This is a genomic window from Achromobacter sp. KK8 (genome assembly GCF_054188005.1).
In genome coordinates this window covers 3446396-3459167 of the sequence record NZ_CM135178.1, presented here as the reverse complement: position 1 = coordinate 3459167, position 12772 = coordinate 3446396, and the positions used below count along the sequence as shown (strand labels likewise).

General features: G+C 68.3%; 13 protein-coding genes. 5 read left to right on the top strand and 8 right to left on the bottom strand.

Annotated elements, in window-relative coordinates; translation table 11 throughout:
• From ACVN9Z_RS15985 to ACVN9Z_RS15970, 4 genes are all read right to left on the bottom strand, one after another.
• Entirely contained in the window at positions 1 to 1104 is a 1104-nt protein-coding gene (locus tag ACVN9Z_RS15985; RefSeq protein WP_054481112.1) for a polyamine ABC transporter substrate-binding protein, read from the bottom strand.
• A 150-nt stretch (positions 1105 to 1254) separates the two neighbouring features.
• Positions 1255 to 1986 carry a 3-deoxy-D-manno-octulosonic acid kinase gene (locus ACVN9Z_RS15980; protein ID WP_038503137.1) on the bottom strand — a complete coding sequence of 244 codons (732 nt, stop codon included), beginning with the start codon at positions 1984 to 1986 and terminating at the stop codon, positions 1255 to 1257.
• Positions 1976 to 2398 carry a group II truncated hemoglobin gene (locus ACVN9Z_RS15975; RefSeq protein ID WP_082392015.1) on the bottom strand — a complete coding sequence of 141 codons (423 nt, stop codon included), beginning with the start codon at positions 2396 to 2398 and terminating at the stop codon, positions 1976 to 1978. The genes ACVN9Z_RS15980 and ACVN9Z_RS15975 overlap by 11 nt, the downstream gene beginning before the upstream one ends.
• A complete protein-coding gene (locus tag ACVN9Z_RS15970) occupies positions 2398 to 4929 on the bottom strand; it encodes an ABC transporter permease (RefSeq protein WP_458212389.1) in 2532 nt (843 codons plus the stop codon). The genes ACVN9Z_RS15975 and ACVN9Z_RS15970 overlap by 1 nt, the downstream gene beginning before the upstream one ends.
• Positions 4930 to 5054: 125 nt before the next feature.
• Here ACVN9Z_RS15970 and ACVN9Z_RS15965 point away from each other — a divergent pair, with 125 nt between their 5' ends.
• The 3 genes from ACVN9Z_RS15965 to ACVN9Z_RS15955 all read left to right on the top strand — a co-directional run bounded on the left by ACVN9Z_RS15965 (position 5055) and on the right by ACVN9Z_RS15955 (position 7952).
• Positions 5055 to 6029 (top strand): TRAP transporter substrate-binding protein, encoded by a 975-nt coding sequence (locus ACVN9Z_RS15965; RefSeq protein WP_006388529.1) that lies wholly within the window; start codon positions 5055 to 5057, stop codon positions 6027 to 6029.
• A 111-nt stretch (positions 6030 to 6140) separates the two neighbouring features.
• On the top strand, positions 6141 to 6641 hold the full coding sequence (locus ACVN9Z_RS15960) for a TRAP transporter small permease (RefSeq protein WP_054448388.1): 501 nt from the start codon (positions 6141 to 6143) through the stop codon (positions 6639 to 6641).
• Between the two features lie 33 nt (positions 6642 to 6674).
• On the top strand, positions 6675 to 7952 hold the full coding sequence (locus ACVN9Z_RS15955; RefSeq protein ID WP_020924420.1) for a TRAP transporter large permease: 1278 nt from the start codon (positions 6675 to 6677) through the stop codon (positions 7950 to 7952).
• Between the two features lie 121 nt (positions 7953 to 8073).
• Here ACVN9Z_RS15955 and ACVN9Z_RS15950 read toward each other — a convergent pair whose 3' ends face one another.
• Positions 8074 to 8364 (bottom strand): DUF3579 domain-containing protein, encoded by a 291-nt coding sequence (locus ACVN9Z_RS15950; protein ID WP_006388526.1) that lies wholly within the window; start codon positions 8362 to 8364, stop codon positions 8074 to 8076.
• Between the two features lie 145 nt (positions 8365 to 8509).
• On the opposite strand from ACVN9Z_RS15950, the gene ACVN9Z_RS15945 reads away from it, so the two are divergent.
• A complete protein-coding gene (locus tag ACVN9Z_RS15945) occupies positions 8510 to 9691 on the top strand; it encodes an acetylornithine transaminase (protein WP_458212388.1) in 1182 nt (393 codons plus the stop codon).
• Positions 9692 to 9747: 56 nt separating this feature from the next.
• Positions 9748 to 10689: an ornithine carbamoyltransferase gene (argF, locus tag ACVN9Z_RS15940; RefSeq protein WP_026382721.1), complete on the top strand. Its 942-nt coding sequence runs from the start codon at positions 9748 to 9750 to the stop codon at positions 10687 to 10689.
• 65 nt (positions 10690 to 10754) lie between these two features.
• Here argF and ACVN9Z_RS15935 read toward each other — a convergent pair whose 3' ends face one another.
• From ACVN9Z_RS15935 to ACVN9Z_RS15925, 3 genes are read right to left on the bottom strand one after another with little or no spacing between them, the layout of a single operon-like run.
• A complete protein-coding gene (locus tag ACVN9Z_RS15935; protein WP_238879413.1) occupies positions 10755 to 11642 on the bottom strand; it encodes an alpha/beta fold hydrolase in 888 nt (295 codons plus the stop codon).
• 23 nt (positions 11643 to 11665) lie between these two features.
• The gene (locus ACVN9Z_RS15930) at positions 11666 to 12229 is read right to left on the bottom strand and encodes a hypothetical protein (protein WP_458212387.1); all 564 of its coding nucleotides are present in this window, start codon (positions 12227 to 12229) and stop codon (positions 11666 to 11668) included.
• Positions 12230 to 12241: 12 nt separating this feature from the next.
• Positions 12242 to 12772, bottom strand: coding sequence for a carboxymuconolactone decarboxylase family protein (locus ACVN9Z_RS15925; protein ID WP_020924425.1), 531 nt, complete (start codon positions 12770 to 12772; stop codon positions 12242 to 12244).

The following is a 12772-nucleotide window of genomic DNA, read 5'->3' as shown; positions in this document are numbered from 1 at the left end:
TCAGCGTCCCGATTTCAGCTCGGCCCACATGCGCGTCTGCAGGCGCTGGATGTTCAAGGGCTGGGCCTTGATGACATACAGCGACTTGGAGACCTCGGGCGACGGGTAGATCATCGGGTTGTCGGCCACGTCCTTGACCACGTACTTGCGCGCCTCTTTGTTGGCGTTGGGGTAGAACATGGTGTTGGTGATGGCGGCGTGCACCTGCGGCGTCTCGATGTAGTTGATGAACGCCAGGGCCTCTTCCGGATGCGGCGCGTCCTTCGGGATGACCATCAGGTCGAACCAGGCCGGGGCGCCGCCCTTGGGAATGAAGTAGTTCACTTCATAAGGCTTCTTGGCCTCCTGGGCGCGCTTGCGGGCGATCATGACGTCGCCCGAGAAACCGTAGACCATGCACAGATCGCCCACGGCCAGTTCGTCGATGTAGCCCGACGAGCTGAACTGGCGGATGTACGGACGGATCTGCTTGAGCACGTCCAGCGCGGCCTTGTAGTCGTCCGGGTTGGCGCTGTTGGGGTCCTTGCCCAGGTACTTGAGCACGGCCGGGAACACCTGCGCGGCCTCGTCCAGCATCGAGATGCCGCACTCCTTGAGCTTGGCGGCGTTCTCGGGCTTGAAGATCATGTCCCAGTTGGCCAGGTCGGCGTTCTCGCCCATGATCTGCCTGACCTTGGTGACGTTGTAGCCCAGGCCGTTGGTGCCATAGCCCCAGGGAATGGCGTATTCGTTGCCAGGATCGACCGAGGCGACCAGCGCCATGACGTCGGGATCCAGGTACTTCCAGTTGGGGATCTTGGACTTGTCCAGCTTCTGGAACAGGCCGGCCTCGATCTGGCGCGAGGCGTAATGCGTGGACGGGACAACGACGTCGTAACCCGATTTGCCGGCCAGCAGCTTGGCCTGCAGCGTGTCGTTGCTGTCGTAGACGTCATAACGGACCTTGATGCCGGTTTCCTTCTCGAAACCGGGGATCGTGTCCGGGGCCGTGTATTCGGCCCAGTTGTAGACGTTGACGACCTTGTTCTGCGCCACCGCCGCCGACGTGGCTGCCGCGACCAGCATCGTCCCCAGCGCCCAGCGCATTCCCGCCCGTAGTTTCATTACCAGCCCCCCAGCTATATGCCGTAAGTTACAGGAGTACCAAAAGGCGGAATCATAAAGCCTTTTAGCGATGGCCTGCCCAACTTTACCGGCGGATTTAGCGCAATTTGCCGCAATTGGGCCCGGATCGGGCCGCGGGCGCCGCCCGTCTCAGGGCTGTACGCCGATCCCCCAGGCGGTCCAGTAGCTGTCGCGCAATTTGAGCCAGAAACGCTCGCCCTCGTCCCCCGCCACCTTGACCAGCGACCGGCGCAGGCGTTCCAGGTTGCCCTGGCGCTGGCGGTCGGAAAGGCCGCCGTCGGTGCCGCGGTCGAAATCGATCAACCAGACCCGGCCGTCGGACCCGATCAGGATGTTGAAGGCGTTGAGGTCGGCGTGCCAGACGCCGGCCCGGTGCATGCGCACGATGGCCTCGGCCACCGGCTGCCACAACGGCTCGGCCAGCGCCTGGGCCAGCGGCCGCACGCCCGGGATGCGCTCGACCACGATGGCGGCGCGGTAGGTCGGCCCCTGGCGCCAGTAAGCCGCGGCCAGCGGCGCCGGCACCGGCAGGCCCTGGGCGCGCATGGCGGCGAGCAGGCGGAATTCGCGGAAGCTGCGGGTACGCGCCTGGCCCGCCCACAGGTAGGTGTCGCGGCTGAGCTTGGCGATCAGGCCGCCGCGCCGATAACGTCGCAGCACGCCCTGCCAGCCCTGGCCCTGCACGAACCAGGCCGCCTGGCGGCCGCCAGCATCCACCGGCCGGGCCCGGTCGCCATAGTGCGCCGGGTTGAACAGCTCGGGACCGGCATCGCCCAGACGCGGGTCGGCCAGCATGGCGCCGGCCAGCGGCGCCGGCCAGGCATGGCGCCGGGCGCCGCAAGGGTCCCGATCAGCCTTCACGGTTGCGCATCCAGTCGGCCACGCCGAAGAACGATTGCAGCAGGCGCTCGACCAGGGCGGGTTCGACGCCCTCGTCTTCCATGGCGCGGCCCATGCAGGCCACCCATTGGTCGCGCTCGACCTGGCCGATCGAGAACGGCAGGTGCCGCGCCCGCAGGCGCGGATGGCCGAAGCGCTCTATATAGTGATTGGGGCCGCCGAAGTAGCCGCACAGGAACCAGAACAGCTTGTCGCGAGCCTGGTCCAGGCTGGGGCCGTGCGCGGCGCGCAGTTCCTTCAGGTCGGACTCCATGTCCATCAGGTCGTAGAAGCGGTCGACCAGGGCGCGCACGCCGCGTTCGCCGCCCAGGAGATCGAAAATGCTGGAGGAAGTTTCCACGGGTTCGGTAGGGGTTTGGACGGAGGACGTCATCAGGTTTCTCTCAGGGTGACCAGCGGCGGGGTGCGCAGCACGCCGCGCAACGCCAGCGCGCCACCGGCCCAGGCGCCGAGCATACCCGCGCAGACCCCCACCAGCCAGGGCCAGAGGCTGAGGGTAATCGTGAAATCGAACACCTGGGTTGATAAAGCCCAAGCGATCGCGCTGGCGCCGGCCGCGGCCAGCAGGCCGGCCAGGCCGCCCACCGCCCACAGCTCGATGCGCTGCGAGCGCGCCAACTGGCGCCGGGTGGCGCCCAGCGCGCGCAACACCGCGGCTTCGCGCATGCGCTCGTCGCGGGTGGCGGTCAGGGCGGCCGACAGCACCAGCACGCCGGCCGCCAGGGTGAACAGGAACAGCAGCTGCACCGCGCGGCCGACCTCGTTGAGCACCGACTGCAACTGTTGCAGGATGGCGCCCACGTCGAACACCGTCAGGTTCGGGAACTGCCGCACCAGCGCGGGCAGCACCTGGGCCTTTTCCGGCGGCAGGTAGAAGGACGTGATCCAGCTTTGCGGCATGTCGGCCAGGGTTTCGGGCGTCAGGATGGCGAAAAAATTGACGCGCATCGTATCCCAATCCACCCGCCGGGTGCTGGAGACAGCCACCTCGAACTGCTGGCCGGCCACGTCGAAGGTCATCCTGTCGCCCAGCTTGATGCCCAGCGTCTTGGCCAGGCCCGACTCTAGCGACACCTCGGCCGAGCCCGGCTCGAGCCAGCGGCCCTGCTCGATGCGGTTGGACGACGGCATCTGCTCGCCATAGGACAGGTTGAACTCGCGGTCCACCAGGCGCTTTGCGCGCGGCTCCTCGTAGTCGTCCGGCCCCACCGGCTTGCCGTTGACGGCGATCAGGCGGCCGCGCACCATCGGCGACAGCACGATCCGGCCCAGCCCCTCGCGGGTCAGCGCGTCGGTCACGGCCTGGCGCTGGTCGGGCTGCACATTGATGAGGAAACGGTTGGGCGCGTCCGGCGGCAGCGTGCGCTGCCAGCCCTGGATCAGGTCGGTGCGGGTCATGGCCAGCAGCAGCAGGGCCATCAGGCCCACCGCCAGCGCGCACACCTGGGTGATGGTGGCGGCGCGCCGGCGCACCACCCCGGCCAGCGCGAAACGCAGCGCCGGCAGGCCTGCGGCCAGGCCGCGCAGGCGCGCCAGACCCAGGATGCAGAGCCAGGCCACCAGCGCGAACAGCGCAAAGGCCCCCAGGAACCCGCCCGCCACCACGCCGCCCAGCTTCGCGTCGCCGGCGAACCACCAGATCAGCAGGGCGAATCCGACGGCGCCGACGCCGTAGCCGAGCGCGCCGCGGGCGCTGATGACGTCGGCGTCGCGCCGCAGCACCCGCGCCGGCGGCACCTGGCGCAACTGCGCCAGGGCCGGCAGGGCGAAACCCAGCAACAGCAAAAGGCCGGTCAGCAGCCCCTGCAGGGCCGGAATGGCCGAGGGCGCCGGCAAGGCCGTGTCGATCAGCGAACCCAGCACCATCACCAGCACCTGGTGCACCGCGTAGCCCAGCAGGCAGCCGGCGGCCGAGGCGAACAGGCCGACCAGCGCGAATTCCAGGGTCAGCATGCGGGCGATCTGCGACTGCACCGCCCCCAGGCAGCGCATCACGGCAATGCCGTCGCGGTGCCGGGTCATGTAACGGCCGGCCGCCAGCGCCACTGCCACGGCGGAAATCAGCACCGCCAGCAGCGCCACCAGCGACAGGAAGCGCTGCGCCCGGTCGAGGGTGCGGCGCACCTCGGGCCGGCCCGATTCCAGCGTGGCGACCTTCTGGCCGCGCTTGAGGTTCTGGCCCAGCCAGGCGGAGTAGCCGGCCACCGCATCCGGTTCGCCGGCCACCAGCAGGGCATAGCCGATGCGGCTGCCAGGCGCGATCAGCCCGGTGGCCGGCAGATCGCTGGCGCGCAGCATCACCCGCGGCGCGACGTTGACGAACTGCATGCCGCGGTCCGGTTCGTAGGTGATGACCCGGTCGATGCGCAGGTGGGCGTCGCCCACGTTCAGGGTGTCGCCGACCTTCAGGCCCAGCAGCGACAGCAGTTGGCCGTCCACCCAGACCGCGCCCTCGGGCGGGATGTCGCGGGTGGGGCCGTCGGGGTTGAACGGCGCGTCCGTCACCCGCAGGGCGCCGCGCAGCGGGTAGCCGGGCTCGACCGCCTTCAGGGCCGCCAATTGGGCGCCGTCGCCGGCGCTGACCATGGACGGGAACTGCCAGGTACTGGAGACGGACAGGCCGCGCTCGCGGGCCTGATCGAGGAAGGCCGCCGGCACCGGTTCGTCCGCGTCCAGCACCAGGTCGGCGCCCAGCATCTGGCCGGCGTCGCGTTCCAGCGCCCGGCCGACCCGGTCGGCCAGGAAGCCGACGCTGGTGACGGCAGCCACCGCCACCACCAGGGCCAGCACCAGCAGGCGCAGCTCGCCGGCGCGGGCGTCGCGCATCATCATGCGGGCGCCCAGCGCCAGGGTGGTCCAAAAGCCGGGGCGCCTGGCCCGTGAGACATCAGGGAAATCCATCATCTGCCAATGTTAACCAACGGCCGGAATGGGGGCCGAATCCCGCTATCATGCGCGAAGCGCCTTGCGGCGCCGCATACCGACTGCAAAACCCACTGCAAAAAATACTGATATCCCTGGAGAAGACAATGCGTAAATCCTGGCTCGCGGCCACGATCCTGGCTGCCTGCGCGGTCGCCGCGCCCCTGGCCGCCTCGGCCCAGGCTCCCCTGAAGATGGCCTATGCCCTGTCGACGTCGTCGCACTACGGCGCCGGCGCCGACGCCCTGGCCAAGTCGATCGAGGCGTCCAGCAACGGCAAGTACAAGGTACAGCAATTCGCCAACAGCGCGCTGGGCGGCGAACGCGAAGTGATCGAAGGCCTGCAGATCGGCACCATCGACCTGGCCATCGTCTCGACCGGCGCCACCCTGAACTTCGTGCCCGAGACCGGCGTCTTCGACATCCCCTTCCTGCTGCGCGACCTGCAACACGCGCGCAACGTGCTCGACAGCAAGATCGGACAGGATATGCTGGCAAAGTTCCCCAGCCGCGGCATCGTCGCGCTGGCCTGGGGCGAGCAGGGCTTTCGCCACCTGACCAACAACGTGCGCCCGGTCAAGACGCCGGCCGACGCCAAGGGCCTGAAGATCCGCACCACGGAAAACCCGATCCACATCACCGCCTTCCGCCAGATCGGCATCCTGCCGACGCCGATGGCCTGGCCGGAAGTGGCCACCGCCCTGCAGCAGGGCACCATCGACGGCCAGGAAAACCCGCTGTCGGTGATCACCTCGGCCAAGCTGTCGCAAATGCAGAAATACCTGTCGCTGACCGGCCACGTCTACGGCCCGGCGCTGGTGCTGATGTCGGCCAACGTCTATGACGGCCTGTCGGCCGACGACAAGGCCAAGTTCGACAAGGCCGGCAAGGAATCGGCCCAGGCCATGCGCGCCTATGTCGACAACATCGAGAAGACCGGCGTCGAGCAGCTCAAGAAGGAAGGCATGCAGGTGTCCGAAGTCGACCGCGCCGCCTTCGCCGCCGCCGTCGAGCCGGCCTATCCCGAGTACTACAAGAAGTTCGACAAGAAGCTGATCGAGTCGATCCGCGACACCAAGTAAGCGCAAGGCCGGCGCGGCGCGAGGCGCCGGGATGACGGAAGCGAATTTCGTCCCCGGCGGCGCCTGCCGCTCCGCCCTCCGCGCGCTCCGCCATCCGTCCTGGAAACCCCCATGCGTCTGCTCTGCGCCTTCGACCGCATCCTGTTCAAGCTGGTGTCGGTCATCGCCCAACTCCTGCTGGTGGCCGCCGCGGCCGCCGCTTTCTACCAGGTCATCGCCCGCTTCGTGCTGCATTCGCCCGCCGACTGGAGCGAGGTGCTGACCCGCGCCCTGCTGATCTGGACCGTGCTGCTGGGCGTGGCCCTGGCCTTTCGCCACGGCGCCATGATCAGCGTCGAACTGCTGCGCAACCTGCTGGGCGGCATGCGCCGCCGCGTGCTGGAGGCCGTCATCGGCCTGATCTGCGCCGGTTTTCTCGGCTTCATCGCCTGGATCGGCGGCCAGATGACCTACCGCGTGCGTTTCCAGAACGTGCCCAGCCTGGACATCTCGATCTCCTGGATCTACCTGGCGATCCCGGTGGGCGCGACGCTCGCCGCCGTCGCCGTGCTGGCGCGCTGGTGCGCCGGCGAAGAAGAAGACGTCCCCGTGCGCAACGACGCGCAGGGCTGAGTCCCGTCCCGAATCCAAGCAGCCGATATCGCCATGTCCCAATTAATGATTGTCTCGATGCTGATTTTCTTCGGGCTGTCCGTGCCGGTCGCCGTGTCGATCGGGCTGGCCAGCCTGGCGGGGGTCGGCGCCGCCAACCTGCCCTGGCTGGTGGTGGCCCAGCAGCTCTATGCCGCGCTGGACAAGTACCCGCTGGTCGCGATCCCGTTCTTCATCCTGGCGGGCAACCTGATGGAAGCCGGCGGCATCTCCGAACGCATGGTGGAGTTCGCCAAGAGCGTGGTCGGCGGCATCCAGGGCGGCCTGGCCTGCACCTGCGTGCTGACCTGCATGATCTTCGCCGCCGTGGCCGGCTCCAGCGTCGCCACCACCTTCGCGGTGGGCGCCATCCTGATCCCGGCCATGATCCGCCACGGCTATCCCGCCCCCTTCGCCGCGTCATTGCAGGCCAGCGCGGCCGAGCTGGGGGTGATCATCCCGCCGTCGATTCCGATGATCCTGTTCGCGGTGTCCACCGACACCTCCACCGGCGAACTGTTCATCGCCGGCGTCATGCCCGGCATCCTGATCGGCGTGGCGCTGATGTTCTACGTGTGGCTCTACGCCAAGCGCAACAACCTGGGCAAGCGCGACGGCGAAGGCCGCCTGCCGCTGTGGCCGGCCTTCAAACGCGCCTGGCTGGCGCTGATGATGCCGGTCATCATCCTGGGCGGCATCTACGGCGGCGTCTTCACCCCGACCGAGGCCTCGGTGGTAGCGGTGATGTACGCGGTGGTGGTGGGCAAGTTCGTCTACCGCCGCCTGAGCTTCAAACAGCTGTCGGACACGCTGCATAAGTCGGTGGTGTCCACCGCCGTGATCATGTTCGTGATCGCCAATGCCGGCGTCTTCAGCTTCCTGCTGAACCGCGCCGGCATCCCCGATGCGCTGGGCGTGTGGCTGGCGCAGCTGTTCGACACCCAGTTCTCGTTCCTGATGGGCGTGAACCTGGCGCTGTTCGTGATCGGCATGTTCATCGAGACCTCGGCCTCGATCGTGGTGCTGGCCCCGCTGCTGCTGCCGGTGGCGCTGAAGTTCGGATTGGACCCGGTGCACTTCGGCATCATCATGGTGGTCAACCTGGCCCTGGGCATGATCACGCCGCCATTCGGGGTGAATCTGTTCGCGGCGTGCGCAGTGGCCAAATTGCCGCTGGAGCGGTTGATCAAGCCGTTGATTCCGTTCGTGGGAGTGGTGATTGTCTGCCTGATGGTGATTACATATTGGCCGGGGTTGTCGTTGGGACTGCGCGACCTGGTCTACGCCAAGTAGCAACGCGGCCGGCCGCCACGCGGGCGGCCGCGCGCCACCCCGCCCCGGCGAGAGGGGCCCGGCCTGTAGCAAGCCTGAAAGACAAAGCGCCCGATTCGGGCGCTTTGTGGTTTCGGCAAGCCTAGATTTCGCGTTCTTCCGTCTTGAGGTGGTTGTCGCGGGCGAAATCCACCACGAACTTGTACGCCAGCGGTTCGAGGTCGCGCAAGCGCTGGTCGACCACGATGCCACGCACGCCGTCGATGACGACGGGCAGCACGTAGGGCGAGTAGGTGAGGTGGTTACCGGCACAGCCGGCGGGCCGGAACTGTGCCATTACGCCGGCGAGCCGTTCCGCCCAATCGCTGGGGCGAAAGCGGCTACCGCTTTCGGTAACGCCATGAATTACGAATTGTCTGACGCGAGTTGCCATGGATTCTTCACTACGGAACGCCCTTCACGAAGCCGGATCGTCGGCGTGATCAAACTGCGCCCCGCGCCGCGAATTGTATATGATTGATCCTTTGCCCTGTCCCGAAAGGCGATCCGCCCAGGGGAAAAGCCCAGGAGGACCCGTCATGACCTCGCCTCTGGCCAACATCTATGCCCGGCTGCCGGTATCGTTCACCCACGGCCAGGGTGTCTGGCTGTGGGACGCGCAGGGCCGCAAGTACCTGGACGCGCTGGCGGGCATCGGCGTCTCCTGTCTGGGCCATGCCCATCCCCGACTGGTCGCGGCCATCAGCGAGCAGGCCGCGCGCGTCATCCACACCTCCAATATCTACGAAATCCCGCAGCAGACCGAGCTGGCCGCGCGCCTGGCGCGGCTGTCCGGCATGCGCGACGTGGTCTTCAACAACAGCGGCTCCGAGGCCAACGAAGCCGCCATCAAGCTGGCGCGCTACTACGCCTACCGGCACGGCAACAGCCACGCCCACATCGTCACCATGGACTCGTCCTGGCACGGACGCACCCTGGCCACGCTGGCCGCCACCGGCAGCGACAAGGCGCGCAAGGGCTTCGAGCCCCTGCCCTCGGGCTTCATCCAGGTGCCGTACAACGATGCCGCCGCGATCCGCGCCGCCGGCGACGCCGAGCCGCGCGTGGCCGCCGTGCTGCTCGAAGCCCTGCAGGGCGAAGGCGGCATCCGTCCCTCCGATGCCGCCTTCCTCCAAGAGGTACGACAACTGTGCACCGAGCGCGGCTGGCTGCTGATGATCGACGAGGTCCAGTCGGGCATCGGCCGCACCGGCAAGTGGTTCGCCCACCAGTGGGCCGACATCGTGCCGGACGTGATGACCCTGGCCAAGGGCCTGGCCGGCGGCGTGCCGATCGGCGCGATGCTGGCCGCCGGCCCTGCGGCGGGCGTCTTCACCCCCGGCAGCCATGGCACCACCTTCGGCGGCGGCCCGCTGGTCTGCGCGGCCGGCCTGGCGGTGCTGGACGCGCTGGAATCGGAAAACCTGCTGGCCAATGCCCACGACGTGGGCGGACACCTGCAGGCGCGGCTGGCCGCCGAACTGGCCGGCGTGCCCGGCGTGGTCGAGGTGCGCGGCCGCGGCCTGATGCTGGGCATCGAACTGACCCGTCCCTGCGGCGTGCTGGCGTTGCGCGCCCTGGAAGCGGGCCTTTTGATCAACGTCACCCGCGACCGCGTCATCCGCCTGCTGCCGCCGCTGGTCCTGTCGCGCGCCGAAGCCGACCAGATCGTCGGCATCCTGGCGCCGCTGATTCGACAGTTCCAGGCCGAACATCCATAATCAACCTCCCGCCCGGGCCACGAGCCCGTCCGGGCCCAATGACCTGCGACATCACCATGACTCCTCCCACGACTCAAAACGGCCCCTTGCGGCACTTTCTGCAGTTCAAGGACTTCTCGTCCGCCGAGATCGCCTACGTGCTGGACCGCGCGCGGCTGATCAAGGAAAAATTCAAGCGCTACGAACCCCACATGCCGCTGCACGACCGCACGCTGGCGATGGTGTTCGAAAAAGCCAGCACCCGTACCCGCGTCTCGTTCGAGGCCGGCATGTACCAGATGGGCGGCTCGGTCATCAACCTGACCTCCAATGATTCCCAACTGGGCCGCTCCGAGCCCATCGAGGACACCGCGCGCGTCATCTCGCGCATGGTCGACATCGTCATGATCCGCACGTTCGAGCAGACCCGCATCGAGCGCTTCGCCTCGCACTCGCGCGTGCCCGTGATCAACGGCCTGACCAACGAATTCCACCCCTGCCAGATCCTGGCGGACATCTTCACCTACATCGAGCACCGCGGCCCCATCGCCGGCAAGACGGTCGCCTGGGTCGGCGACGCCAACAACATGGCCTACACCTGGCTGCAGGCCGCCGAGATGCTGGGCTTCACGCTGCACGTGTCGACCCCGGCCGGCTACGAGCTCGAAGCCGCCCGCATCGGCTCGCCGTCCGACAAGGTGCTGCGCCAGTTCAAGGACCCGATGCAGGCCTGCCAGGGCGCGCACCTGGTCACCACCGACGTCTGGACCAGCATGGGCTACGAGGCCGAGAACGAAGAGCGCCGCGCCGCCTTCGCCGACTGGTGCGTGGACGCCGAGATGATGGCCGCCGCCGATCCCCAGGCCGTGTTCATGCACTGCCTGCCCGCCCATCGCGGCGAGGAAGTCACCGGCGAAGTCATCGACGGCCCGCAGAGCGTGGTCTGGGACGAGGCCGAGAACCGCCTGCACGTGCAGAAGGCGCTGATGGAGTTCCTGCTGCTGGGCCAGTTGAAGTAAGCAGCTCGCCCATGAAAAAAGCAGCCCCGTGGGGCTGCTTTTTTTATCCGCGCCAGGCGCGGCATTCAGGGTTTGAGCGACTTTTCCCAGCGCACGATGGCGTCGACCACCGCCTGCGGCGCTTCCGGCACCAGCGCGTGGCCGGCGCCCGGGATCACCACCACCGACACGCGCTCGCCGAATTCGTCGCGGATCTCGTTGCGGGTCGATTCCGGCTTGAACAGGTCGGCGCCCGCCTGCAGATCGAGCAGCGGCTTGCTGCCGCCCGACCACCAGTCCGACTGGCGCGTGGCCTTGCCGGCCAGGCGCTGGCTTTCGCTGACCTCGGGGTACCAGCCGTTGAGCCAGACGCTGGCGTCATGGCCCGGCGCGAAGAACGCGTACTGGATGGACTTGAGGCGCTCGGCGTCGGGCAGCGACAGGTCGGCGCTGCGGTCGACGTGCTCGCTCAGGCCGGCGGGATACTTCTTGGCCGCGGCCGCCACGATCACCACGCCGCGCACCAGGTCGGGATGGTCCACGCCCGTGGTGCGCGCCACCCAGTTGCCGAAGGCGTGCCCGATCATCACCACCGGCTGCCTGGCCACGTCGCGGATCACCGCCGCCATGTCGTTGCCGAAGTCATGCAGCGTGATGTCCTTCATCGGCCCGCTGCTGCCGCCGATGCCGCGCGGCTCGGGCCGCAGCACGCGGTAGCCAGCCTGCGCCAGCCGCGCCGCGAGGTCGTCGAAATCCTCCTGGCCGCGGCCGCGCGATGGCAGCAGCACCAGGGCCGGGCCCTGGCCCTGCACCAGCACCTCGATACGGGCGCCGTTGCCCGGCAGCACCGTCACGCGCTCGACCTTGTCCGCAGGCGCCGCCGCGGCAGGCGTCGGCGCGGCCTGCGCGGCCAGCGACACCCCGGCCGCGCTCAGCGCGCCCCACAGCACAGCCCTCGCCCATCGCTTGCCCATCGTTGTCTCCTCGTTCTTCTGTGTCAAAGAATCTTCTGGAACATGGTGCGGCGCGTGTTGCGAAACGACGGCCGCACCCGGCTGCTCCAGTCAGTGGCGCGCACCGCCAGCCACGGCGGGCTGCCGAAGGTCTCGCGCGTTGCCAGGTCATAGCAGGCCAGGTAGCGCGGCCCCTGGTCGCGGCATTCATAGCGCTGCGCGCGCACGGTGCCGGGCACCGCGGCCAGGCCCGGCAGGTGCTCCTGGTCGTACCAGGCATTCAGGTCCGCCTCGGCCTCGGGCAGCACGTCGGTCTCGACGATGTAGTGCCAGGGCGCATCCAAGCCGGCCGAAGCGCCGGCCAGGTCCAGGGTCAGGTGCAGCACGCGCGCCTGCGCCCCGGGGAACAGTTCGGCCAGGCGCGCCTGCACTTCCGGCTGGCCACCGGCATCGCCGTCGACATATACGTAGGTCTCGTCCTCCTCGATCGCGGCGAAGGCGCGCAGCCGCACACCGTCCAGCCCTTCGGTCAGGCGTTGCGCCATATCGGCCGCGCGCGTCGCGTCGAAACGCTCGCCCAGCGACACCAGCAATACCGTCTTGTCCATGCAAAGCTCCTTTCAGTGCCCGACGCGCAGCGCCACCAGGAAGCGCGACACCATGTTGTAAGCGGCTACCGTCGCGGCCAGTTCGACCAGTTCCTGGTCGTTGTAGCGCGAACGCAGCGGCGCGAACAGCGCGTCCGGCACCTCGATGTCGCGGGTCATGGCATCGGTCAGGGCCAGCACGTCGGCCTCGCCCGCCTCCAGCCCCTGCACCGCGTCCGCTTGCGGGCCGCCGCGCAACTGGTCGACCACCGCCTGCGGCATGCCCGCCGCCAGCGCGTGCGGCACGTGCGCGTCGAACTCGTACGGCGCGTTGTTCAGGGTCGCCACGCGCAGGATGATCAGTTCGCGCACCCGTGGCGACAGCGAGGTGTTCAGGCGGATCGCGGTCAGCATCGCCTCCCAGCCCTGCACCACGGCGGGGCTGTTCAGCAGCACCTGGTACAGCGGCGAGATGCGGCCGCGCGCGGCCGCGATGCGCGCTTCCATTTCGGCCAGGGCCGGGCGCGTGCCCGGCACGACCGGCGAGACTCGGCAATCGCTCAT

Coding starts and splice junctions, on each gene's coding strand:
- ACVN9Z_RS15985 (WP_054481112.1), bottom strand. CDS start 1,104: ATGAAACTACGGGCGGGAATGCGCTGGGCGCTGGGGACGATGCTGGTC.
- ACVN9Z_RS15975 (WP_082392015.1), bottom strand. CDS start 2,398: ATGACGTCCTCCGTCCAAACCCCTACCGAACCCGTGGAAACTTCCTCC.
- ACVN9Z_RS15970 (WP_458212389.1), bottom strand. CDS start 4,929: ATGATGGATTTCCCTGATGTCTCACGGGCCAGGCGCCCCGGCTTTTGG.
- ACVN9Z_RS15965 (WP_006388529.1), top strand. CDS start 5,055: ATGCGTAAATCCTGGCTCGCGGCCACGATCCTGGCTGCCTGCGCGGTC.
- ACVN9Z_RS15960 (WP_054448388.1), top strand. CDS start 6,141: ATGCGTCTGCTCTGCGCCTTCGACCGCATCCTGTTCAAGCTGGTGTCG.
- ACVN9Z_RS15955 (WP_020924420.1), top strand. CDS start 6,675: ATGTCCCAATTAATGATTGTCTCGATGCTGATTTTCTTCGGGCTGTCC.
- ACVN9Z_RS15950 (WP_006388526.1), bottom strand. CDS start 8,364: ATGGCAACTCGCGTCAGACAATTCGTAATTCATGGCGTTACCGAAAGC.
- ACVN9Z_RS15945 (WP_458212388.1), top strand. CDS start 8,510: ATGACCTCGCCTCTGGCCAACATCTATGCCCGGCTGCCGGTATCGTTC.
- argF (WP_026382721.1), top strand. CDS start 9,748: ATGACTCCTCCCACGACTCAAAACGGCCCCTTGCGGCACTTTCTGCAG.
- ACVN9Z_RS15935 (WP_238879413.1), bottom strand. CDS start 11,642: ATGGGCAAGCGATGGGCGAGGGCTGTGCTGTGGGGCGCGCTGAGCGCG.
- ACVN9Z_RS15930 (WP_458212387.1), bottom strand. CDS start 12,229: ATGGACAAGACGGTATTGCTGGTGTCGCTGGGCGAGCGTTTCGACGCG.
- ACVN9Z_RS15925 (WP_020924425.1), bottom strand. CDS start 12,772: ATGAGCGATTGCCGAGTCTCGCCGGTCGTGCCGGGCACGCGCCCGGCC.